Source organism: Bacillus sp. YBWC18, assembly GCF_002998775.1.
Lineage (GTDB): Bacteria > Bacillota > Bacilli > Bacillales > Bacillaceae > Bacillus.
In genome coordinates this window covers 779,076-800,377 of record NZ_PVRI01000001.1, presented here as the reverse complement: position 1 = coordinate 800,377, position 21,302 = coordinate 779,076, and the positions used below count along the sequence as shown (strand labels likewise).

The 21,302-nt window shown below is 39.6% G+C and carries 21 protein-coding genes and 2 pseudogenes; 8 read left to right on the top strand and 15 right to left on the bottom strand.

Going from position 1 to position 21,302, the window contains the following annotated elements; translation table 11 throughout:
* Window positions 1–104: 104 nt before the first annotated feature.
* Window positions 105–518 (bottom strand): Rrf2 family transcriptional regulator, encoded by a 414-nt coding sequence (locus C6348_RS04165; protein WP_095285206.1) that lies wholly within the window; start codon window positions 516–518, stop codon window positions 105–107.
* Between the two features lie 48 nt (window positions 519–566).
* Window positions 567–1,040, bottom strand: coding sequence for a VOC family protein (locus C6348_RS04160; protein ID WP_106041979.1), 474 nt, complete (start codon window positions 1,038–1,040; stop codon window positions 567–569).
* A gap of 160 nt (window positions 1,041–1,200) precedes the next feature.
* Here C6348_RS04160 and C6348_RS04155 point away from each other — a divergent pair, with 160 nt between their 5' ends.
* The gene (locus tag C6348_RS04155; protein ID WP_106041977.1) at window positions 1,201–1,644 is read left to right on the top strand and encodes a DUF2188 domain-containing protein; all 444 of its coding nucleotides are present in this window, start codon (window positions 1,201–1,203) and stop codon (window positions 1,642–1,644) included.
* Window positions 1,645–1,667: 23 nt separating this feature from the next.
* Here the strand turns inward: C6348_RS04155 and ku are convergent, their stop codons facing one another.
* Complete coding sequence (ku, locus tag C6348_RS04150) at window positions 1,668–2,516, bottom strand: non-homologous end joining protein Ku (RefSeq protein ID WP_106037743.1); 849 nt, start codon at window positions 2,514–2,516, stop codon at window positions 1,668–1,670.
* Window positions 2,517–2,630: 114 nt separating this feature from the next.
* On the opposite strand from ku, the gene C6348_RS04145 reads away from it, so the two are divergent.
* Both C6348_RS04145 and C6348_RS04140 read left to right on the top strand, forming a co-directional pair.
* Window positions 2,631–4,496 carry a DNA ligase D gene (locus tag C6348_RS04145; protein WP_106042322.1) on the top strand — a complete coding sequence of 622 codons (1,866 nt, stop codon included), beginning with the start codon at window positions 2,631–2,633 and terminating at the stop codon, window positions 4,494–4,496.
* A 34-nt stretch (window positions 4,497–4,530) separates the two neighbouring features.
* Window positions 4,531–5,226, top strand: coding sequence for a YoaK family protein (locus C6348_RS04140; RefSeq protein ID WP_106030930.1), 696 nt, complete (start codon window positions 4,531–4,533; stop codon window positions 5,224–5,226).
* Between the two features lie 27 nt (window positions 5,227–5,253).
* Here the strand turns inward: C6348_RS04140 and C6348_RS04135 are convergent, their stop codons facing one another.
* A complete protein-coding gene (locus C6348_RS04135; protein WP_060596409.1) occupies window positions 5,254–5,490 on the bottom strand; it encodes a hypothetical protein in 237 nt (78 codons plus the stop codon).
* 460 nt (window positions 5,491–5,950) lie between these two features.
* On the bottom strand, window positions 5,951–7,063 hold the full coding sequence (locus C6348_RS04130; RefSeq protein ID WP_106041975.1) for a Rap family tetratricopeptide repeat protein: 1,113 nt from the start codon (window positions 7,061–7,063) through the stop codon (window positions 5,951–5,953).
* A 757-nt stretch (window positions 7,064–7,820) separates the two neighbouring features.
* Between C6348_RS04130 and C6348_RS04125 the strand changes: the two genes are divergently transcribed.
* Together C6348_RS04125 and C6348_RS04115 are read left to right on the top strand one after the other, a co-directional pair.
* Entirely contained in the window at window positions 7,821–8,066 is a 246-nt protein-coding gene (locus C6348_RS04125; RefSeq protein ID WP_034660753.1) for a hypothetical protein, read from the top strand.
* A 508-nt stretch (window positions 8,067–8,574) separates the two neighbouring features.
* The gene (locus C6348_RS04115) at window positions 8,575–8,946 is read left to right on the top strand and encodes an iron chaperone (RefSeq protein ID WP_034660752.1); all 372 of its coding nucleotides are present in this window, start codon (window positions 8,575–8,577) and stop codon (window positions 8,944–8,946) included.
* A gap of 52 nt (window positions 8,947–8,998) precedes the next feature.
* Here the strand turns inward: C6348_RS04115 and C6348_RS04110 are convergent, their stop codons facing one another.
* Both C6348_RS04110 and C6348_RS04105 read right to left on the bottom strand, forming a co-directional pair.
* The gene (locus C6348_RS04110; protein WP_060596382.1) at window positions 8,999–9,580 is read right to left on the bottom strand and encodes an undecaprenyl-diphosphatase; all 582 of its coding nucleotides are present in this window, start codon (window positions 9,578–9,580) and stop codon (window positions 8,999–9,001) included.
* 141 nt (window positions 9,581–9,721) lie between these two features.
* Window positions 9,722–10,264, bottom strand: coding sequence for a GNAT family N-acetyltransferase (locus C6348_RS04105; RefSeq protein ID WP_106041973.1), 543 nt, complete (start codon window positions 10,262–10,264; stop codon window positions 9,722–9,724).
* A 113-nt stretch (window positions 10,265–10,377) separates the two neighbouring features.
* On the opposite strand from C6348_RS04105, the pseudogene C6348_RS04100 reads away from it, so the two are divergent.
* Window positions 10,378–10,764, top strand: a pseudogene (locus tag C6348_RS04100) (macro domain-containing protein); the annotation flags it as partial.
* 237 nt (window positions 10,765–11,001) lie between these two features.
* On the opposite strand, the gene C6348_RS04095 reads toward C6348_RS04100, so the two are convergent.
* From C6348_RS04095 to C6348_RS04085, 3 genes are all read right to left on the bottom strand, one after another.
* Complete coding sequence (locus tag C6348_RS04095; protein ID WP_099725746.1) at window positions 11,002–11,475, bottom strand: antitoxin YezG family protein; 474 nt, start codon at window positions 11,473–11,475, stop codon at window positions 11,002–11,004.
* On the bottom strand, window positions 11,475–13,397 hold the full coding sequence (locus C6348_RS04090) for a T7SS effector LXG polymorphic toxin (protein WP_106041971.1): 1,923 nt from the start codon (window positions 13,395–13,397) through the stop codon (window positions 11,475–11,477). Before C6348_RS04090 ends, C6348_RS04095 begins: the two co-directional genes overlap by 1 nt.
* 134 nt (window positions 13,398–13,531) lie before the next feature.
* Window positions 13,532–14,209, bottom strand: a complete 678-nt coding sequence (locus tag C6348_RS04085) for a hypothetical protein (protein ID WP_142394257.1) — start codon at window positions 14,207–14,209, stop codon at window positions 13,532–13,534.
* A 206-nt stretch (window positions 14,210–14,415) separates the two neighbouring features.
* Between C6348_RS04085 and C6348_RS19350 the strand changes: the two are divergent.
* Window positions 14,416–14,613, top strand: a pseudogene (locus C6348_RS19350) (hypothetical protein); the annotation flags it as partial.
* 65 nt (window positions 14,614–14,678) lie between these two features.
* Here the strand turns inward: C6348_RS19350 and glnA are convergent.
* From glnA to spoVK, 5 genes are all read right to left on the bottom strand, one after another.
* Window positions 14,679–16,013: a type I glutamate--ammonia ligase gene (glnA, locus tag C6348_RS04075; protein WP_106041967.1), complete on the bottom strand. Its 1,335-nt coding sequence runs from the start codon at window positions 16,011–16,013 to the stop codon at window positions 14,679–14,681.
* A 59-nt stretch (window positions 16,014–16,072) separates the two neighbouring features.
* Window positions 16,073–16,483 carry a MerR family transcriptional regulator gene (locus C6348_RS04070; RefSeq protein ID WP_060596372.1) on the bottom strand — a complete coding sequence of 137 codons (411 nt, stop codon included), beginning with the start codon at window positions 16,481–16,483 and terminating at the stop codon, window positions 16,073–16,075.
* A gap of 91 nt (window positions 16,484–16,574) precedes the next feature.
* Window positions 16,575–17,855, bottom strand: a complete 1,281-nt coding sequence (locus C6348_RS04065; protein WP_106041965.1) for a methionine gamma-lyase family protein — start codon at window positions 17,853–17,855, stop codon at window positions 16,575–16,577.
* Window positions 17,856–17,873: 18 nt separating this feature from the next.
* Window positions 17,874–19,136: a GTPase HflX gene (gene hflX, locus C6348_RS04060; protein ID WP_106041963.1), complete on the bottom strand. Its 1,263-nt coding sequence runs from the start codon at window positions 19,134–19,136 to the stop codon at window positions 17,874–17,876.
* A 121-nt stretch (window positions 19,137–19,257) separates the two neighbouring features.
* Entirely contained in the window at window positions 19,258–20,217 is a 960-nt protein-coding gene (spoVK, locus tag C6348_RS04055; protein ID WP_034662129.1) for a stage V sporulation protein K, read from the bottom strand.
* Window positions 20,218–20,537: 320 nt separating this feature from the next.
* On the opposite strand from spoVK, the gene C6348_RS04050 reads away from it, so the two are divergent.
* The gene (locus C6348_RS04050) at window positions 20,538–21,296 is read left to right on the top strand and encodes an N-acetylmuramoyl-L-alanine amidase (RefSeq protein ID WP_106041962.1); all 759 of its coding nucleotides are present in this window, start codon (window positions 20,538–20,540) and stop codon (window positions 21,294–21,296) included.
* Window positions 21,297–21,302: the final 6 nt, after the last annotated feature.

The window sequence follows — 21,302 nt, the reverse complement described above, 5'->3', positions numbered from 1 at the left end:
GACGGTGATGTTTTGGTACAGCTTTACGTATCCGTTTATTCGTTATAACCATCTCGATTACAACAACTGGTGTAAAAAAAGCTCAAGTTCAGCCTGAGCTTCTTTTATTCTGACTCTGTCAACAATTGCTGGATGGTCACTTGTTTGAGGTGATTTTCAAGCGCTGCCTGAGCTTCTTTTAGTTCACTCCTCAGTCTTGTATCCATTGCTTGACCAATCGGACATGCGATGACTGGCTGATGGAAGTTAAATAAATCTTCATCCTCGCTTACATCGACAGCACGGTACACATCTAACAGCGTGATTTCCTCTGCCGGCCTTTTTAAATAAGCCCCGCCTACTCCGCGGCGTATCTCAATAAGTCCCGCCCGTTTGAGCATTGCCATCATTTTTCGAACAATGGCTGGATTTGAATTCACACTCTCCGCAATAAAATCCCCTGTACACTCTTTTGGAACACCTGCAATAAATGACAAAATATGAACAGCAATCGGATACCTGCTGCTAATTTGTTTCACAATCTTTCACCACCGTTGTAATCAATATAGTTACAATGAGTGATTTTGTCAATCAATAAACGGATTTTTCTTTCTATCCCAGTCCTCATATGTCATGATATCGTAGTCTTCTGCTGTATCAAGTTCAAGCGGGGCAATGCATTCAAGCAAATTCTCATCTGGGTCAAGAAAATAGATCGCTGCATGAAATTGCGGCGGATTATCCAGAACTAAAGGCTGTTCCTCTTCTGAAAAGCCAAACATTGGGTGAATACTGATGCCTTTTTCAACCAGCCAAGCCTTGATCTGTTCGATATTGGACGTTGTAATTTGAAAGGCAACGTGCCGAGTTGATGGATGGTATGGAAAGGCGTTCATATCTACTTTCCACAAGCCAAGCCAGCTCTTTCCTTTCTCAATCCATAAAAAAGCAACTCGTTCATTTTCGTGAGCAAGTGTCAATTCCAATTTTTCATAAAACGCAATAGATGCCTTCAAATCACTCACAGGTAAATGGGCTTCATACAAACCTTTTATCATCATCAAAACCACTCCTTTTCTCCCTTCTATTCTGCTGGATTTGATGAGATTCCGCCTCAGCAAAACGATGTATTTTATCCCCTTCATTGGTTTGAGAAGAATGATATGTTTGATCCATTGCAGATGGGGGAAGGTGTTCAAATAAAAGAAAGGAGCGGTTCATATGCCTTGGACGATGAACGATTATCCAGCTTCATTTAAATCATTAGACAACGTCATTCGAAAAAAAGCGCTTGAGATTGCCAATAAAATGATTCAGGAAGGCTATGAGGAAAATAGAGCCATTCCAATTGCAATCAGTCAAGCGAAAGAGTGGAAGAAAAACGCAACGGAGAAAGAGATAGAGAATTTCTCATCTCATGGTTCTGTCAAACCTTCTGAGGGCAGCAGCTCTGCACGACCAGAGCTCATGGATCATGCGCAGCATGTCGTCAAGCACGAAGAAGGCTGGGCGGTTCAAACAGAGAAAGCAAAACGAGCAAGTGAGGTCAAAGAAACGAAACAAGAAGCAATTGACCGGGCAAAGGAGATTGCATCTAATAAAGGGACTTCTGTTGTTATCCACAGAAAAGATGGAACAATTCAGGACGTGTTAAAACCGCAATAAGACCGCTCGAAAGCGGTCTTTTCTTATGCATTCTTTTCTTTTTTCGCTGGTGCTTTTCTTTTTTTAGGTGCTGCTTTTTTCGCTTTGGCTGGTTTTGATCGATCGATTGAAGCCTGTAGAGCCGCCATTAAATCAGTCACATTGGATGCAGGATCTTTTTTGCCTGTCGTTTCTGGCTGAACTGTATGTTCTCCAGATATTTTATCGCCAATTAAGTTCATCAGCTGTTCTCTGTATTCATCCTGATATGCAGCTGGATCGAAAGTTGTGGTTAATTGTTCGATTAAAAGAAGCGCTGTATCTAACTCCTTTTTCACAATGTTCTCCTCTTGGGGGATATTCGGTACATCAGATACTTGTCTAATTTCATCAGGGAAATGAATGGTTTCCATCAGCAAAATATGTTCATAGCACCTAACGATTGCTAATTGCTCCTTTGAGCGGATCATAATCTTCGCCACACCAATTTTTCCCGATTCCTCTAAAGCTTTTCTTAATAATGAATAAGCCTTCGCACCGCCCGTATCTGGTGATAAAAAGTAACTTCTTTCATAATAGATTGGATCAATCTCTTCTATTTTCACAAAATCAATGATTTCAACCGCTTTTTCTTCATTTTCTTTTCGCAGTTTTTCAAGCTCTTCATCGTCTAATTCAATGAATTTATTTTTCGCATACTCGTACGCTTTGACGATTTGTTCTGGTGCCACCTCTTCCCCGCAGTTAGCACAAACCTTTTTATAGTTAATGGGCGTGTGACACTCTTTATGCAGCTGTCTTAATTTAATATCTTTGTTCTCTGTAGCAGTAAACAGCTTAACTGGAATATTGACTAGTCCAAAGCTAATGCCGCCTTTCCAAACTGTATGCATCGCGTCGCCTCCGTTCTTTTCTCCTTACTATGTAATGTTTTCGTTAGACTTATGTATGCGAATGAAAATTTCATCCCACTCTAAGAACACATCATATGAGGAAGTGACATGACAATGAAACCTATGCGATTAACGGCGGCACATGATATTCCTACCGGTTCAGACTGGGTGTATGAATTAAAATATGATGGCTTTCGGACCATCCTGATGTGGGAGGAAAACGAGATTCATTTAGAAAGTAGAGCCGGAAAACGATTAAACGAACAGTTTCCTGAGGTTATTGAACAGTGCGAACAATTAAGGGACCAGTTTGCTCCTTTTTTACCACTTACGTTTGATGGGGAATTGGTCTTTTTACTGGATGAACAGCAAAGCGATTTTGCGAGGGTTCAGCAAAGAGGCAGGCTGAAAAACAAAGAGGCTATTAAGCTGCAGGCTGAGCGGTTTCCATGTCATTTGATTGCATTTGATCTATTGAGATGCACAGGGAGATCCCTTGTTGATTTACCATTGATGGATAGGAAAAAACAGTTACAGCAAGTTTTCCAAGAAGCAAAACTTCCGCCAACTGTTCAGCTGGAGCACCCTTCCCTTCTTCAACTTATTCATACAGACACAAATCATGAATATATGAAAAAGCTGATGACGACGTATTTAGCAGAAGGACTCGTTGCGAAAAAAAAGACGAGTAAATGGCACGACAATACCCGGTCAAAAGAATGGCTGAAAGTCAAAAACTGGCGCTATGTCTCTGTCATTGTGACTCGTTTTGATAAAGAAAATGGCTATTTCCAAGGCTGTATTTATCAAGATCATCATCTCACCGAGGTTGTCCAATTCAAGCATGGGTTTTCTAAAGAAGAAGAACAAACGCTGCGTACACTCTTTCAAACAAAAGGCCAGCTAAAAGGAGCATCAGGATATGAAATCCCTCCTTCTATCGTCGCCAGCATTGCTTGTATATCCTTTGATGGATCCGCCTTAAGAGAGCCGCGTTTTTCTTCCTTTTTACTAGATACTGACCCAGCAGCGTGTACGTTTCAGCAAATGCTCAAACAGCTGTATCCGCTCCCTGCCGTGATTGACGTCACTCATCCTGAAAAACCAATTGTGCCGGCTCTTCATCTGAACAAGGCAGATTACTTACTTTATTTGAGACAAGCGGCTCCCTATCTCTTGCCCTTTTTACGTGAAAGACGACTTACTTTAATTCGGTTCCCTCATGGCGCTGGGGATGAATTTTTTTATCAAAAGTCGACACCTGATTATGCACCAGATTTTGTGTTGACCGATCAAGTTGATGATATTGCTTACACGGTCTGTAATGACCCTCAGACGCTTCTTTGGCTCGGTAACCAGCTTGCGATGGAATTTCATATTCCTTTTGAAACAAGGGATACGGACCGGCCGGTCGAAATCGTCTTTGATTTAGACCCGCCATCTGTTAACGAGTTTCACCTAGCCATAGAAGCTGCCAAGCGAATCAAAGCGCTTTTAGACGGGCTCTTTCTTACAGCCTTTATTAAAACAAGTGGCGGTAAAGGACTGCAAGTGTATATTCCATTAAAGAAAAATGCCTTCACATACGAAGAAACGAGATCATTCACCGCGTTTATATGCCAATTTTTATGTGAACAAGCTCCTGAGCTATTTACTTTAGAACGTCTTAAGAAAAAACGCGGCAATCGCTTGTATTTAGACTATATTCAGCACGATGCTGGAAAAACAATCATCGCGCCCTATTCACCAAGAGGAAATGAGCTTGGACTTGTAGCGACACCGCTTGAATGGGACGAACTCCATCACGATGGCCTTCATCCTTCTTTGTTTACCATGCCAGCTGTTATAGAGCGTCTAAAGGAAAAAGGAGATCCATTCCGCCGTATGAGGCATCTTGTAAATGATGACACTTTCAGACAAGTCTTACATCGGCTTGAAGACATCATACCGGCACATAAGATGGACATACGCCGTCATTAAGCGTTACACTTATTCATTAGAGAGTAAGAAAGGGATGACCATTTTGACCGCACATTCATTTCGAAATATAGCACTAATCTTCTTGTGCCTTTCCGCAGGAATTGTGGATGTGATTGGCTATTTGAGCCTAGGGCATGTGTTTACAGCCAATATGACAGGTAATATTGTGCTGCTTGGCATTGCAGCAGGAAGCTCCTTGCAGCTAACAGCCCTTCATTCCATCACTGCACTGAGTGGATTCGTTCTAGGGGTTTTACTTGCTGTTGTGATAGGCGGAAAGCATGAGAAAACGTTTTGGCCAAAAGCCGTTACACGTATCTTTATCATAGAAGTCATGATACTACTTTTATTTGCTCTCATGACCATATTTCCTTATACACAAGGTGCTTATTTTATGCTCATTATCCTTTTAAGTATGGCCATGGGCCTGCAGACAGCGGCCGCCCGCAAATTAAATGTGGCTGGCATTTCCACAACGGTTCTAACGAGTACACTCGCTAACCTATTTGAAGATTTGGCTCAGCGCATTTCACACCGGGAAAAAAGAAAAGCTCCTATACAGCATGTCAGTTTCATGCGAATAGGCTCTATTGTCTTTTACTGCCTAGGTGCCGCTTTAGCGGCATACACAGATGCGTACGACCCGTTTATCATCATTTGGCTGCCTATCTCTATCCTTGGGGTGATTGTGATCACTGCTGCATTGAAGCACTTTCACCAATTGAAATAGCCAATCGTTAGATGGCTATTTCAACGTTCACTCATAACTTCTCACATAAAAACCAGGAGGACGCCCCATAATGAACGTGGAGCCATACGGATATCCAGAAAATGTCCCGAATCCCCCGTATCCAGGGAAGCCGCCTAAACCAGAAAACACACCAGGGCTCACATAATATCCGCCAAAGCCGATATGAGAACCAACCGATCCGATATGTGCTCCCCCACCGCTAAAACCGCCTCCATGAAAACCTCCATAAACTCGTGGATACATACAATCACCTGCTTTCGTCTAACAACTCATCACATCATATGCATGACAAATGGAGCGGTGTTCCGACTTTTTCTTTTACTTCTATGTACAATAGACCAATTTGATAAAATGTGAATGAAAAGTCCTGCAAAAAATTAAATTAAGCAAAGAAAGGTGACCTTTTTAACTTGTTGCGCTGCCCTATGTTTATTTAGAATAATGGGGCAGGTAACAATTTGCACACCCCCTTTGTTGCGAATTCTTCTTATTAAACGTTCTTGTAGCGTTTAATAAGAAGAGCCTATTAACAACATACAAAAAACCCTTGCTGACGATGATCAACAAGGGCGAGAGATAAATGGTGGATTAACCACCAATGATTTTTTCTGCTACTTCGAAAGAACCCGCAACGTTTTGAGTCAGAACTGACGCAGCGATCGCTAAACCTACAACGAATAATACTTTTAAACCTGTTTTCATCTTAAATCAACCCCATTCTTTTCATATGTAAATCCGCTTCTAAACTTTTGTTCAAGTAAAAAACAGACTGCTCATAAAGTGCTTGCTTTTCACAATACTTAGCAGCAAAATGTGAAAGCTCTTTTACTTCATGATATTCATTCTTCTCTTCTAACTTTCTTAATTTCTCATCAATTTGCTGAAATCTTTGTGGTGCATTCGTTAAGTAAAGGTCATGGACGATGCCTATTTTCAGCTGAAACACTTCATGAGAAGCATCTTTTATTCTGGCATACGCAGCCTCTATATATTGGCTTGCACACTGCTTTTCACCAATCACACAGAGTTCCCGGCTGATCAGATACGTAGAATGGAAAAAGAAATCCGACTCATAATATTCTTGATGGGACAGTGCTTTTTCAAGATGACGTATTGATTCTTTCGGTTTGTTCCAAAATGAATATAAAATGGCTACATTGTGATGGAGCTGAGCCAGCATAAAGTCATCCTGCTCGCTTGTCAAAACCTCTTCCGCCAGGCGATAATTTTCAAGCGCCTCTTCATACCGGCCGATCTCTGTTTGATTCGCCGCAATGAGAGAGTATGAAAGGGCCGTTCTTCTTTCATAATGCTTGTGCCGTTTATAGACGTGAAGTGCTCTGCGGATATAGCTTAATGAGAGCATGATATGACTAAGCCGGTAGTAAAGCCAGGCCACCTTAAAATCGAAATCAGCACGTTCGATCTCACTTGGAATTTTATCTAAGAGCTTTTCAGCACTTTGATACATTTGCAATGCAACCTCGTAATTTCCTTGATGCTGCTCATACACACCCTCATAAAAATCAAAATAGTAGGCAAGTCGGTTAGACAAGTCATCCTCTTTTTTCCCATGATGACCTTCTATACTTCTCGTTGAAACACTGCCCTTTTGCCCTCTTAAATTGTACATGAGAATGTGATGTCTCTTCTCAAGAAGAGAATAGTACATAAGGATGTCCGCATCGTCAATTTCCTCTACCGCTTGTTTCGCTTTAGCAAATAACCGTTCTGCCTCATCTGCATGATCTTTTTTGATTTCCATGTTCCAGTCATTTAATAATGATGCCAATTCCGCAACAGGAATCTTGCTCATTCTACACCCCCAATCACCTTCAGCTGCATCACATGATTTCACTAAATATGGAACTTCTATTAGCAATTGCTAATTAGTCCATTTGAGATCATTTTAATATGAATCACTTGAATCTTCAATAACCGTTTCCATTGAAAATGCGTTTCTTTCTTCTAGTCAATGATGTTTGTGTAAAAATTCCGCCTTTTTTCGGAATTAAAGTAACCAATCATCTCGTAATGAAATGAAAAAGTCCTTTTTTGAGCTTTTTGTCCTTGAACGCTTGTGAGTAACGCCTTCATTTTTGTTTGATAGTTTATCTCTTTCAGTTTACTCATCAACAGGTTTGTCACTTTCTATCAGCCCAATTCAATGCTGTATACAAATCCATATGGTCTTTTATCATATGTGCCTTTGACTATTTTGTGCGATTCGCGTAAAGATCAGCGGCAGAAAGAGAACCCATGGAACTAATCGCAAAATTTACCGAACGAAAAGTCACTTTTAAAAGCTGTTCAATTAATCTATCGCATAATACGATATTACGTCATGCTCCGCCAAAAACGACGCCAGTTATACGCAAATAAAAAAACAAATCAATAAAGCTTTAAAAGTGTTAAAAGGTTTATTCATACATTGTGAAAATTATCACCTTATATAAATAGGTAAATTTAAGGTATTTTTACAAAATTGGACACAAAATGCTTTTTCTCTTTGATACTATTGAATTAACCTATTTACAAATAATAGGTTAATTCAAATTAAGGAGTTGTTTTGTTTGAAAAAATCAACATTAAAAAAAGCTGTATTATCTATCGCCTTTTCTGCAACAATGTTATTTTCTATGAATACTGCAAGTGCTGCTCCGTTAGAGTGGGTCAGAGATGCTTATCCTGATCAGTGGGATTACGTATTAATTAAACAAAATGGGGTAAGTTACACTCAAGTTTGGACAAGTAGTAACAGTTATTTCCTTGTAAAATGCGAAGTATTATCTAACGGAAAATGCTTTGTTTCAAAATAAAAATATTTACAAAACGACTTCCAATTTTGGGGTCGTTTTTTACTTCAAAGTCAAACTCCTCTAAACGGGTGCTTTAAATTAAACCTCAATGAGAGCATAATCCAGGTCTAGGAAAGTCTTTGCTTTTAAAAGTGTATACAATCTTTCACTCATACCGATTTCATTATATACCTTGTAATAGTTAATTTTGGAGCATATTTTGGTTTAATCTCCCTAATCTCTTTATACATAGGTTTTTCTTTACAATAACCCTATTAGCATTTTACTATATATAATAAGATCAATAACTTCCGCGCCTCAGCAGCTCTAGAAGGCTAGAGCACTGTAAAACGAATTATAGCTGGCGAGCCGCAAGGTAAGGGTTCAGAAGCATCGAAAAGCACACTAGCTGCGACAGGTGAAATTCCGTAGAGCGGCGTGTTGCCCCTAACCTATGCTTACGAAAGGAGTGCGGGTTCGAATCCCGTCTGAGACGTATGAGGTCGATGGAATTGGAGGATAAAACATCATGCATGTGTTTGAAGAATATGTAAGCAATATCGGTAATCCAAAGCTGAAGCAGCGCACACAAGACATTTTACAATGGATTTTAGACACATTCCCTCAATTAGAGCCAAGAATTGCTTGGAATCAGCCCATGTTCACAGACCACGGCACATTTATTATTGGGTTTAGCGTAGCAAAACATCACATTTCTGTCGCACCAGAAGGTAAAGGAATCGATCACTTTTCAGCTGACATTGTACAAGCGGGTTACGATCATGGAAAAAAGATGTTTCGCATGAAGGAAAGCTTGCCAGTTGATTATCCTCTCCTAAAAAAAATCATCGAATTTAATATCGAAGACAAAGCGGATTGTTCAACGTTTTGGCGAAAATAAAAAGCACCCCGATCTGAGCCATTAACAGATCGGGGTATTTTGCTGCAACATGTTATTTTGTTCTCTTCCTTACAACTTTCTGCTCAAGCCACTCATAACATGACAAAATGGCATTAACGCTCCTTTGGCATATCGGCAAATATACAACAGCGACCGCTGTTAAACACGCTATGACAGCACCTGCTAAGACATCAAATGGATAATGGACACCTACCCAAATCCTTGAAAAACCAACGGCGCACGCAATGATCAGCCAATAAACATGGCGCTTGTGAAAAAGCCAAAAGATCAGACAAACAGAAAAAATAAAGATGGTATGATCACTCGGAAAAGAGTTATTTACTTCCTTTTGAATCAAAAGATTGACATGACTCATTTCGGCAAAGGGCTGCTGGTTGGAATAAAAAATTCCTGCAATTTTGCCAATTAACTCTGCCAATATGAAAGTAAATCCGGCAGATACGACCACCCGCCTATTGGTTCTGCTCCGATTTTGAAACCATATGAACAGACACATGAGCGCTGCTAACAGCACTGTATATTCAGCTAGTCCAATGAATAACGGATTCAAGTAACCATGATCGATACTGAGCTGATTCACCCACCTAAATAAATCTTCATTATACCCCTGCATCTCATTTCATCCCTTTTTCCTCGATTTATGACAAGGATAATTGAAATGAGATGACCGCTCCATCGATCGAACGAACAAACCATGGAATCATATGACATGTTTGTCACTTTGCTGTCACCTGCACATCATTCACTGAGTGCTCTATAGAGAGTGATGCTGCTCCCATTCCTTTTTTAGCAAAGCATATTGATACGTGTTTTCATATTTAGGGGTGCCGTCCTCATAAGTAGTAAATGAAATAAAATCAAGAAAAAGGCCTTCTTTCCGCATGCCTAATCGCTCACATAATGCCTGTGAACGGACATTATCATCTTCTACATAGGCATAAAGCCGCCTTGCTCCCTTTTCTACAAATAAATAGGTCAAGAATGCTTCAGCACTCTCACGTGCATACCCCTTTCCTTCATATGCTGCATTGAAATTCCAGCCGATTGAATACGTATCAGGCTCCTCTTTTAAATGAAACAACTCACCGATAATTTGTTGACTTTCTTTTAAACAAACCGCTACATATGAATGATCTTCTTTTCTCTTTTGCACTTTAGCCACAGCTTCTTCTAATGAAAAAATTCGATCACTAAGAAAACAATTTACTCTTGGATTAGACAAGTACTCCAGCATCCCTGCCGCATCTTCATCACAAAACGGTCTAAGAATTAAACGATTCGTTTCTAATTGATTCATAAATGACTCCTCTTTGCATCATTTCGTGTTTTCTAGTCTCTCCATATTTTAGATGACATGCACCAGCTTTGACAATCAAGTTGTTGTGAAGTGTCTTCAATAACTGTAAAGGGGTCATGGGCGCTGGATTAGCCAAACAAATCAAAAGCAAATACCCCAATGTATACAAAGAGTATAAACAATTATGTACAGAACAAGGAGATGACTTGTTAAGCTCCGTTCAACTCATCACAACTAATGACGGAAAAACAATTGCCAACTTATTTGCTCAAACTGGATACGGAAGAAAAAGAATGCAAACTGATTACGATGCCTTACGCAGCTGCTTACAAAGCCTAAAAGACACAGTAACCTATTCACATGAAGAGAAAAACCGAACTTCCATCGCCATTCCTTACGGGATAGGCTGCGGACTGGCGGGCGGCGATTGGACGATTGTTGAAGACATGATTGAAGAGGTATTGGGTGATTGTGAAGTGACGGTTTATTGGTTTAGATAAAGTGAAAAGAAAGATTTAATTAGAAAAGAATATTGTGTTTTTCGATATTTTTGCTTTCGTGAATCGGTTTCTTTGACATGCTAATCAATACACAGTTGATTCCATATGTATTGATTTTTATTTTGTTGCTAAGTGTTGAATAAGAGCACCATTTCTGCTTGGAATGATGCTCTCAATATGTTCTCTAGTCTTTATTTCTTTAATCTATCAAAACGAATTTTATAACATCTCTAAAAGTTACTCCAATGTAGAGAGGTATTTTTCTAAATGTTTTTTACCAGAATTACTTTTAGGTATAATACCTAGATGATTATATTTCCAAATAGTTTTTCTTTCATGAGGGTTTGTATTCAAAAGGTCATCATAATTAAATTCTATATTAAAATGCCCCGTTTCATCAAATATCATTGTGAAGTTTGTCCAAGGTTCTTGACCATTTTGTTCAAACTCTCTCTTAAGTTCTTGGATACAGTCAACTAATTGATGCCATCTTTCTTTGTATTCATGTTCACTCACTTCAAAAAGTTCAGTGATCTCATGACTATATACCAGTTTACCCTCATTTTCTTTAGATGAAAAATAAAAGTAAACAGTTTGAGAACCTTCAACTACCTCACCATATAAATACACCTTTCCCCATTCAATTGGTATTGTTCCCACTACAACATCAACTATCTCTTTATATAAATGTTCTATTTTTTCTTCATTCATTACTTTTTACCTCCATACACATTGTCGAACCTTTTGATTTCCCATTCATCATCACCGATTTTATATTTAATATCAAAAGTTTCTGGGCGTAGAGAATCCGCTTTATAGTTAGGTGTAATCTTCACTTTAACTTCATCACCATTTTGAAGAGCATCAGCCCAAGTATTTTCAAGCTTTTTCCACTCACCTTTGTTTAAATTCCCATTCATCGGCACAAGATTATCAATATCTCCAGATCCTTTAAAAATTGAAGCAATTAAATGCCCACCATCATCATCTAGTAATCTGTCAGGCTTTCCTGAATTGGACTGAGCATATTGGTTTCTTTTGACCTCTCCATATTTTAAATCACTTGCTTCGACTTTGACAATCCGTCCGTAGTGATCTGTTGTGTAGGTGTAACCTTGTTTAGTTGTATAAACGACATTGGGTTTTAATACTTTTTTACGTTTCCATTTCACATAGTGATCTCCGTAACTGACAACGGTTGGCGGTGATTTTGGTGCTGGTAATCGTCTGCCTGTCTTAGAGATTCCGTATCCTGAATTGTTGTCTAGACGCTTTGCCATGGAGAGGAGTTTATTTTTAAGATTTTCTCCGTCAAAAACGTTATACGGTAGCTTCGGTCCACCAGCCATTTGAAACTTTGGTGAATATGGCAATAGGCTAGGAATGGAGACTCTGTCTAATGATTTTGCTCCTTGTTCAAGCCCTTTCTTCACCGTAGTTTTGGCCGCTGTTGTCCCCGTTTTTGTAATGGCTCCTGCCCCTTTAGAACCAAAGACGATTTCTGCTAGAGAACCAGTCGCATAGGCGAACCAGTGTGAACGAGAATACGCATCACCATCTATGACTTCTTTTTGGAATGAGTCTGAAATTGATTTTCCAATCGCTTTCGATGTTTCAATTGGGTGAGAAACAGCCGTAACGACTGATTCAACGGCACCTCCAGGGTCTGTTACAAGATCGTAGATGCCAACTACTGTATCTTTGGCCACATCATATAGACCAACTGCAGCACCTTTTACACTATCAACGAATACCTCTGATGCTTCTTCCTGCGCTTTGATTTGGAGCAGCTGGCTGTAATACATTTTTTGATCGTAAGAAAGATTTTCATATCCAATTTCGTCTACAATCTCAAAGTATTTCTCTACTGATATACACGAAGGATCATTGAGCTTTTCTTTCAATTCTTTGATTCTTCGTTTCTCTTTTTCTTCTTTTTTTAATTTTAAATATGCTTTCACTTGAGCATCGATTTTATCATGATTCTTGTACACATCTGTCTCATGAAATGCTTTTGCATCATAATACATGGGCTGAGCGTTCTTTCCTTTTCCTGTAGCAGCCATCATTTTTGTATAAAATGTTGCAAGATGTTGCTCAATCGGTTCTGATTTTTCGTATTCTGTTTTTAGGGCATGATCTAATGTATGTATAGCCTCAATTGCATCTTTTCTTTTTTTGTTCGCATCATCTAAGTGCTCGTCTACCTCTTTGCTCGAAAATGTCTGCAATTCAATCAAATCACTAATATCGTCAAAAATAGCCGTAAGGGCTTCTTTTTGTTCCTTCACCATATCTTTATTGTTCTGAATGCCTTGCTTCAATTGAGCGTCTAAGAAGTGCTCGTCAATAAATGTACTACCGCCTAATGATTCATCATCAAGCTTTCCTTTCACTCCATCTAAAAAAGCCTTTTGCATATCGATAAAATCAAGATAAGTGTCCGTGTATAGTGCAAGATCATTATAAAAAGCTTTGATATTATCTGCACCTTTTCCAGTAAACTCGTCACCTAATCCCGATACACTTTTTAATGCTTTTTTCACAAATTTCATTTCTTCTTGAAGCTCATGATAGGCCTTTGACCTCTGTTCAACAGCTGATAGTAAAGATGGAGCATCTAATATTTTCATATAAAAAAGACTCCTTTTATGGAATATTCTTTTACTAGAATACCATAAGGAGCCTCACACTTTATACCACTTTATCCATTTATGAATATCCTTTTTTACTTCAGGGGCATTCCTTAGTTTTCTTAATTAGACCTTTATTTTATAAAGTAATTTTCTCGTTCTAAACCCTTAATAATATCTTTTATTTTTCGGTCACCTCTTGAATAAAAAGCCAAAAAAATAGTTTTAAATATTTTAGGCAATAATTTATAGGTTTCAATTTTTGAACAAAGATGAATGAATTTATCCTTTGATTTTTGTAAGTTTTCTATTTGATCCACTGGATAAAGAATATATTCATCTTCAATAAAAATTGATTGAATTATTAATTCCTTATAAAAAATATCAATATGAATTTGTTCTGTATTTTTATTTACATCGTGATCAAAATTCATATTTTTAACTTTCTCAAATATTTCTTTTTTTATTAAATCTAACTTTTTTTTGATTTTTATGCGTTTTATATTTGGTTGATAATGAGATACCTTTGTTTGAATATAATTCATACCAATAACTTTTGCTACAACCGTTCTATGATTACCATCTCCAGAAGTGAAGTAACAATCTAAATCTTCTAAATAGCTAAGATGAATTTTCCTATCCTGATCTTCCTTAAATGACTTTTTATAGCTTTCTAAGCCTTTTTTCTCTAGGCTATCTATAAGATAATCCACTCTACTTCCCATCGCATCAAAATTTTCTAACCAAGAGTCAACTCGGTATGCTCCCACAATTTTACTTACCTCAACTAATCTCTCCTTCTCTTCTTCCATTTTAGGCACATACTTATATAATCTAAAATCAGGATAATTATGTGGATATGTAGTACTCATATTCTCTATTTGACTTTCAGATACTCCTGCCCTAACAATTTTTTTATTCTCTCAGACATTCTCTTTCAACTCACTTCTATTTAAGATTTGCAAAAATTTTATTTATTAAAAGCCCCTCCATTTGGCGCTGTCCCCCCGTTTTTACACTTTTAGAATCTTGGGCATCTATGAAATATGTTCAGGAGCAACTTGGCCATAAAAGCATTCGAGTAACATCTGATATTTATTCTCATATTAGCAAAAAAATTGACATGGATTCAATGAATAAATATGAAGAGCACATCTCCAAGATCATGGAGTGGTTTTTTCATCATTTTTTGTGGGTGATACCTGTTTCATTTTAAAAGATAAGAAACACCCCCAAAAACAATAAACCCCTGAAACCAATGGCTCCAAGGGGTTTTTATTATTAATACTGAGACATATACTGATCGCGTTCCCATGGGTGTACTTGGGTGCGGAACATATCCCATTCGATTTCTTTTGATTCGATGAAGTGTTCGAATAGGTGATCGCCTAGTGCGTTGATCATGACTTCGTTTGATTTCAGTAACTCAAGTGCTTCTGCAAGTGTTGCAGGTAGGTCAGAGATGCCGTTTTCAAGGCGCTCTTCTTTGTCCATGACATAAATGTTTCTGTCGATTGGTGCTGGTGCGTCTAGTTTATTTTTGATTCCGTCTAGACCTGCTGCAAGTAATACGCTTAGTGCAAGGTATGGGTTTGCAGATGGGTCTACGCTGCGCACTTCTACACGTGTGCTGATGCCGCGTGATGCAGGGATACGGATCAATGGGCTGCGGTTTTGTGCACTCCATGCCACGTAGCAAGGTGCTTCATATCCAGGTACAAGACGCTTGTAAGAGTTCACCGTTGGGTTTGTGACCGCTGTAAAGCTTGTTGCGTGCTTGACGATACCTGCGATAAAGTGTCTAGCAGTCTCGCTTAATTGTAAATCTGCTTTTTCATCAAAGAATGCGTTTTTTCCATTTTTGAATAATGATAGGTTACAGTGCATACCAGAACCGTTTACACCGAACAATGGTTTTGGCATGAATGTCGCATGAAGACCGTGCTTTCTCGCAATCGTTTTGACAACGAGTTTGAACGTTTGAATGTCATCACAAGAACGGATAGCGCCAGCATATTTGAAATCAATTTCATGCTGTCCAGGTGCTACTTCGTGGTGAGATGCTTCAATTTCAAAGCCCATTTCTTCAAGCTCAAGCACGATATCACGGCGGCAGTTTTCGCCTAGATCTGTTGGTGCAAGGTCAAAGTATCCGCCTTTATCGTTTAGTTCAAGCGTTGGTTCGCCTTTTTCATCTAATTTAAATAAGAAGAATTCTGGCTCAGGCCCAAGGTTGAAATCACTAAATCCTAGATCTTCCATTTCCTTTAAGACACGCTTTAAGTTATTACGTGGGTCTCCATCAAATGGCGTCCCGTCCGGCTTGTAAATGTCACAAATAAAGCGTGCAACTTTACCTTTTTCTGCTGTCCAAGGGAAAATAACAAATGTGTTGAGATCTGGGTATAGATACATATCTGATTCTTCAATACGTACGAAGCCTTCAATAGATGAACCGTCAAACATACATTTGTTATCGAGAGCTTTTTCTAACTGGCTCACAGGAATTTCAACATTTTTAATCGTTCCGAGAATGTCTGTAAATTGCAGACGAATGTACTTTACGTTTTCCTCATTTACTAATTTTACGATATCTTCTCTTGTGTATTTTGCCATTTCGTAAAACTCCTCCCCTACAAAAGGTAAAATTGTATAGCAATGCTTTTGCTAATTGGTTAACGGAAGAACCTTGACATATCCCCCTGCCTAAAGGTCGTTCCTTGTTGGAAACGTCCAGCCTGAATGAGTTCTTTCTTCAGTAGCTTCCTGAGTTCATCATCTGTCAAGTTGTGCTTGGCTGTGGTTTTCTCCTCGGCCTTTGTATTAGACGCTGGATGTTCTGCCTCAGCTTTGGCAAAAAGTTTTTTGATCCCTGCCATGTTTACACCTTGTTCGATGAGGTTTTTAATTTCTAGTAATTTATCAACATCATGGAAAGAAAATAATCGGCGATTCCCATCACTTCTTGCTGGAAATACTAATCCATTTTCCTCATAATAGCGAATTTGCCTTGCAGATAATTCTGTTAGCTGCATGACAATCCCAATTGGGAATAAAGGCATTGAGCGGCGAATGTTATCACTCATCTCAACTGTCTCCTCCTCTTTGCTTAAATTTATTATATGTCATGTTATATTATGTGTCAACAATATGTTAGGAATATTAACATGGATTTTTTTATTGAGCAGGTATGTCGATAAAACCTTGTTCCAATAAGGCATCTACAGCACTGCAAATCGCATTTTTCACATGGGCATACGTGAGTCCGCCTTGAACGTAGGCTGTATAAGGCGGTCTGATCGGTCCATCGGCTGACAATTCGATGCTAGCTCCTTGGACGAAGGTGCCCGCTGCCATGATGACATCATCCTCGTAGCCCGGCATATAGCTCGCATGCGGTGTGACGTGACTGTTGATCGGAGATGCATATTGAATCGCCTGGCAGAACGCAATCATTTTGTTAGGATCGCCAAATTCGACGGATTGAATCAAATCCGTTCTTTTCGCATTCCACGCTGGGTTCGTTTGGAATCCGAGCTTCTCAAGAAAACGAGCCGTGAACACTGCGCCCTTTAAGCTTTGCGCCACAACATGCGGTGCTAAGAAAAATCCTTGATACATTTCCTGAAGCGCATACAGCGAGGCACCCGCTTCACTGCCGATGCCCGGAGATGTCATTCGATAAGAGCAAGCTTCTACCCATTTTTCTTTTCCAACGATGTAGCCGCCTGTTTTGGCAAGCCCGCCGCCTGGATTTTTAATAAGGGAACCTGCCATAAGATCCGCTCCCACATGACATGGCTCTTGTAATTCAGTAAATTCACCATAACAGTTGTCCACAAACACAATGATTTCTTCATTGATCTCTTTTACAAATGAAATCATTTGCTCGATTTCTTCTATTGTAAAGGAAGGTCTTGACGCATAGCCTTTCGAACGCTGAATGCCGATCATTTTTGTTTTAGAGGAGATTGACTCTTTTACTTTGTCATAATCGACGGATCCATCTTGTCTTAAATCAATGGCCTTGTAATCAATCTGGAAGTCTTTTAATGAGCCTGTCCCTTCTTTGCCGCGAATCCCTACAATTTCTTCTAGCGTATCGTATGGTTTTCCTGTCATATAGATCAATTCATCGCCAGGTCTCAGCACACCAAATAACGCAATGGAAATCGCATGTGTGCCGGAAATGATCTGCGGACGCACAAGGCCGCTTTCTCCTCCGAAGACATCCGCGTAGATCTTTTCTAACGTGTCTCTTCCCATATCATCGTAGCCATATCCAGTTGTCGGGTTAAAGTGAGAGTCACTGACTTTATGCTTTCGGTAGCTTTCAAGCACCCGCCACTCATTTTGTTCGCTCTTTTGATCAATTTGCTGATGCACGTGTAAAATGTCTTGTTCTGTTTCTGCTGCTACTTTTTCTAAAATACTGCCGTGTTTTAATGTATGAAACATCTTGATTTAATTCCTTTCTTACAACATATACTTCTTGATTTGACCTAATATGGTCTGCTCCTCACCACTAAACCCGGTGATGTCATAAAGTTCTGCTTCTTTTTGAAATTCTAGTGATTCCACGAGCGTTTCTGATTTTAATGCGGAGATGAGCTTTCCTTCATACGCTGGAATCTTCACATGATATGGCTTTAAAAAGGTTTTTTTCAGTTCAGCCATGATATCCGCTTTTAACCGCTTCACATCTTCTTCGCGTCTCGCACTGATTAACAGATGACGATGCTTTGAAGATGGGATGAAATCCGGTCTGATTCGATCTTCTTTGTTATAAACCGTCAGCATTGGAATACGATCTGCTTCTAATTCCTCTAAAAGCTCATGAACCGTTCGTTCGTGACCTTCGTAATCCTCATTAGAAGAATCGATGACGTGAAGCAAATAATCAGCTTCCTTCACTTCTTCAAGAGTGGAACGAAATGCCGCAATCAGTGTTGTTGGAAGGTCTTGGATAAAGCCAACAGTATCTGAAATCAGCACACTGTAGCCAGATGCTAATGTCATCTTACGTGTCATTGGATCAAGCGTCGCAAACAGCAGATCCTCTTCATGACTATCTGCTTCTGTTAATTGATTAAACAAAGTAGATTTTCCGGCATTCGTATATCCGACAATGGCAATTTGGAACACCCCATTTTTCTTCCGGCGTTCCCGGTATCTTGTACGGTGTTCTTTGACTGTAGATAATTGCCCGTTAATTTCGTGAATGCGGTTTCGAATATGGCGTCTATCTGTTTCAAGTTTTGTTTCACCTGGACCTCTTGCGCCAATTCCGCCTCCTTGTCTTGAGAGGCTGATCCCTTGTCCGCTTAGTCTTGGCAAGGCATACTGAAGCTGGGCAAGCTCTATTTGCAGCTTCCCCTCTCTTGTACGAGCCCTTTTTGCAAAGATGTCTAAAATCAATTGTGTACGATCAATAATTTTCACATCTAAGGCAGTTGCCAAAGCTTTTAGCTGACTTGGAGACAGTTCGTCGTTAAAAATAATGACATCACATTCGAATTCATCGCAAAGCACTTCAAGCTCTTCTACTTTGCCTTTACCGATATACGTTGCGCTGTCTTGTCTATTTCTCTTCTGCGTCATTACGCTGACAGCTTCACCGCCAGCTGTTTTGGTTAAGGAAGCTAATTCTTCCATTGAGTATTGAAAGCGTTCATCCGTGACATGCGGCAATTGACAGCCGACAAGGATCGCTTTTTCTGTCATTTCATGTTCATTCAACGTCAGTTGTTTCCTTTCTGTACTTAAGTTTTCAGTAGTACCATCATACCAAACACATCACACGTATACCACTATTCGGATGGTTTATTTTAGTATCTCTTTATAAAAAGGATACGCCATTTTAAGTAGGCGTATCCTCTTTCATTTGCAGATCGTGACTTTTAATCGTGAGCAAATCTTTTTTATCATAATGATCCACAAGCAGAAGTCTCATCGCTTGGGTTCGAATGGCCTTTTCAATCGTGTTTCGCACAAACCGGCCGTTACTGAATTTTGCAGGGCTTGTGGTGCTTTTAATGTGCATTAAATAATCTCGCAGCTTCCATTCAGCTTCTTGCGTAAATATATATTCTCTGTCAGCCATCATTCGTTTGGCAATGTCCATGAGCTGATCGACAGTATAATCAGGAAAGCTGATATTGATTGGAAATCTGGATTGCAGGCCGGGGTTTAATGATAGAAAATGATCCATTTCCTTGGAGTAGCCAGCAAGAATGAGAATGAATTCGTGCTGTTTGTCCTCCATATGTTTTACTAGGGTATCAATCGCTTCTTTCCCAAAATCCTTTTCTCCTCCGCGGGCAAGAGAATAAGCTTCGTCGATGAACAAAATGCCGCCTAGTGATTTTTTAATTAACTCCCTTGTTTTTTGCGCAGTATGACCAATGTACTCTCCGACAAGATCTCCGCGTTCCGCTTCAATTAAGTGCCCCTTTGAGAGGACATTCATTTCAAAGAAAAGCTTCCCGACAAGCCTTGCAACCGTTGTTTTCCCTGTGCCTGGATTCCCTTTGAACATCATATGAAGCGCTTGTTTCCCTACTTTCAACCCTTGTTCCTGCCTTTTTTGATTGACAAAAATCCAAGCATAAATCTCTTTTATGTTTCGTTTCATTTCATCCATACCGACAAGGCTGTTCATTTCACGCTCTATTTCCCGTAAGATGCTGTGTTTTGCCTCATTTTTCTGCAAGGCTTCTAGGTATTCTGCCTCTGAATCTGCATCAACCAATACTTGCTTTTGTCCGTTAAGTATAATATTGATTTGGCCGTTGTTTTTATATGTGACAGCTCGCTCCAACGTATTCACCTCTCGCTCTTCTCTCTTTATTCTATTCGGGTGGAGCTGTAATCGTGACAATCGCCCGCTTAAGCCCAAGTTTGCTGTCAAAATGACCCGAGATACCGGATATTGTAGGGATTTCTGCGGTTTCCCAGGAAATGATGTGCTATTTCCATTGTATTCATCCAATTTAGGCGGACAAACCAACAATTTGCTTTTTCTTAGAAAAATGTAGCTTTCTCATCACAAATTATGCAGAAAAGAGTCTCAATGATTTCCGCATTTTGTACAGGCAATTCTTCTATTTTCTCATAAAATAAAGACGAGGTGATGAATAGATGGTGAAGATTTTTATTGATCCTGGCCACGGAGGAACAGATTCTGGAGCTGCTGCTAATGGACTTTTGGAGAAAAACATCACACTTCAAATCGCGCTTTTACTGAGAGATATCATGATTAGTGAATATGATGGGGTTTCCGTCCGCTTAAGTCGTTCAATTGACCAATCCGTCACTTTGTCCCAGCGTACAAATGCGGCAAACAGCTGGGGAGCTGACTATTTCGTGTCTATTCATGTTAATGCAGGCGGGGGCACAGGTTTTGAAAGCTTTGTGTATCCTGGCGTTTCAGCACCGACCACCACGTATCGCAATGCCCTTCATGATGAAATTGTTCGCTCGGTGGATTTTGCCAACCGCGGCAAGAAAACAGCGAACTTCCACGTTCTTCGAGAAACTTCTATGCCCGCTATTTTAACAGAGAATGGTTTCATCGATACGACAGCTGATGCCAATAAGCTCCGCAATGCGACCTTCCTTCAAGGCATCGCTCGCGCTCATGCCACTGGATTAGAGAAAGCCTTTCAGCTGAAAAAAAAAGCTAGTAATCTTTATAAAGTACAGGCTGGAGCTTTCAAGGTGAAAGCCAATGCGGATGAATTAGCAGCCACACTTAAATCCAAAGGCTTTGACGCCTTCGTTGTATTAGAGGGAGGTATGTTCCGAGTGCAAGCTGGGGCTTTCCGCACAAAACAAAATGCGGATGACCTCGTCGCAAGACTAAAGCAGGCCGGTCACGACGCATTCGTTTTCCAATAACTGAAG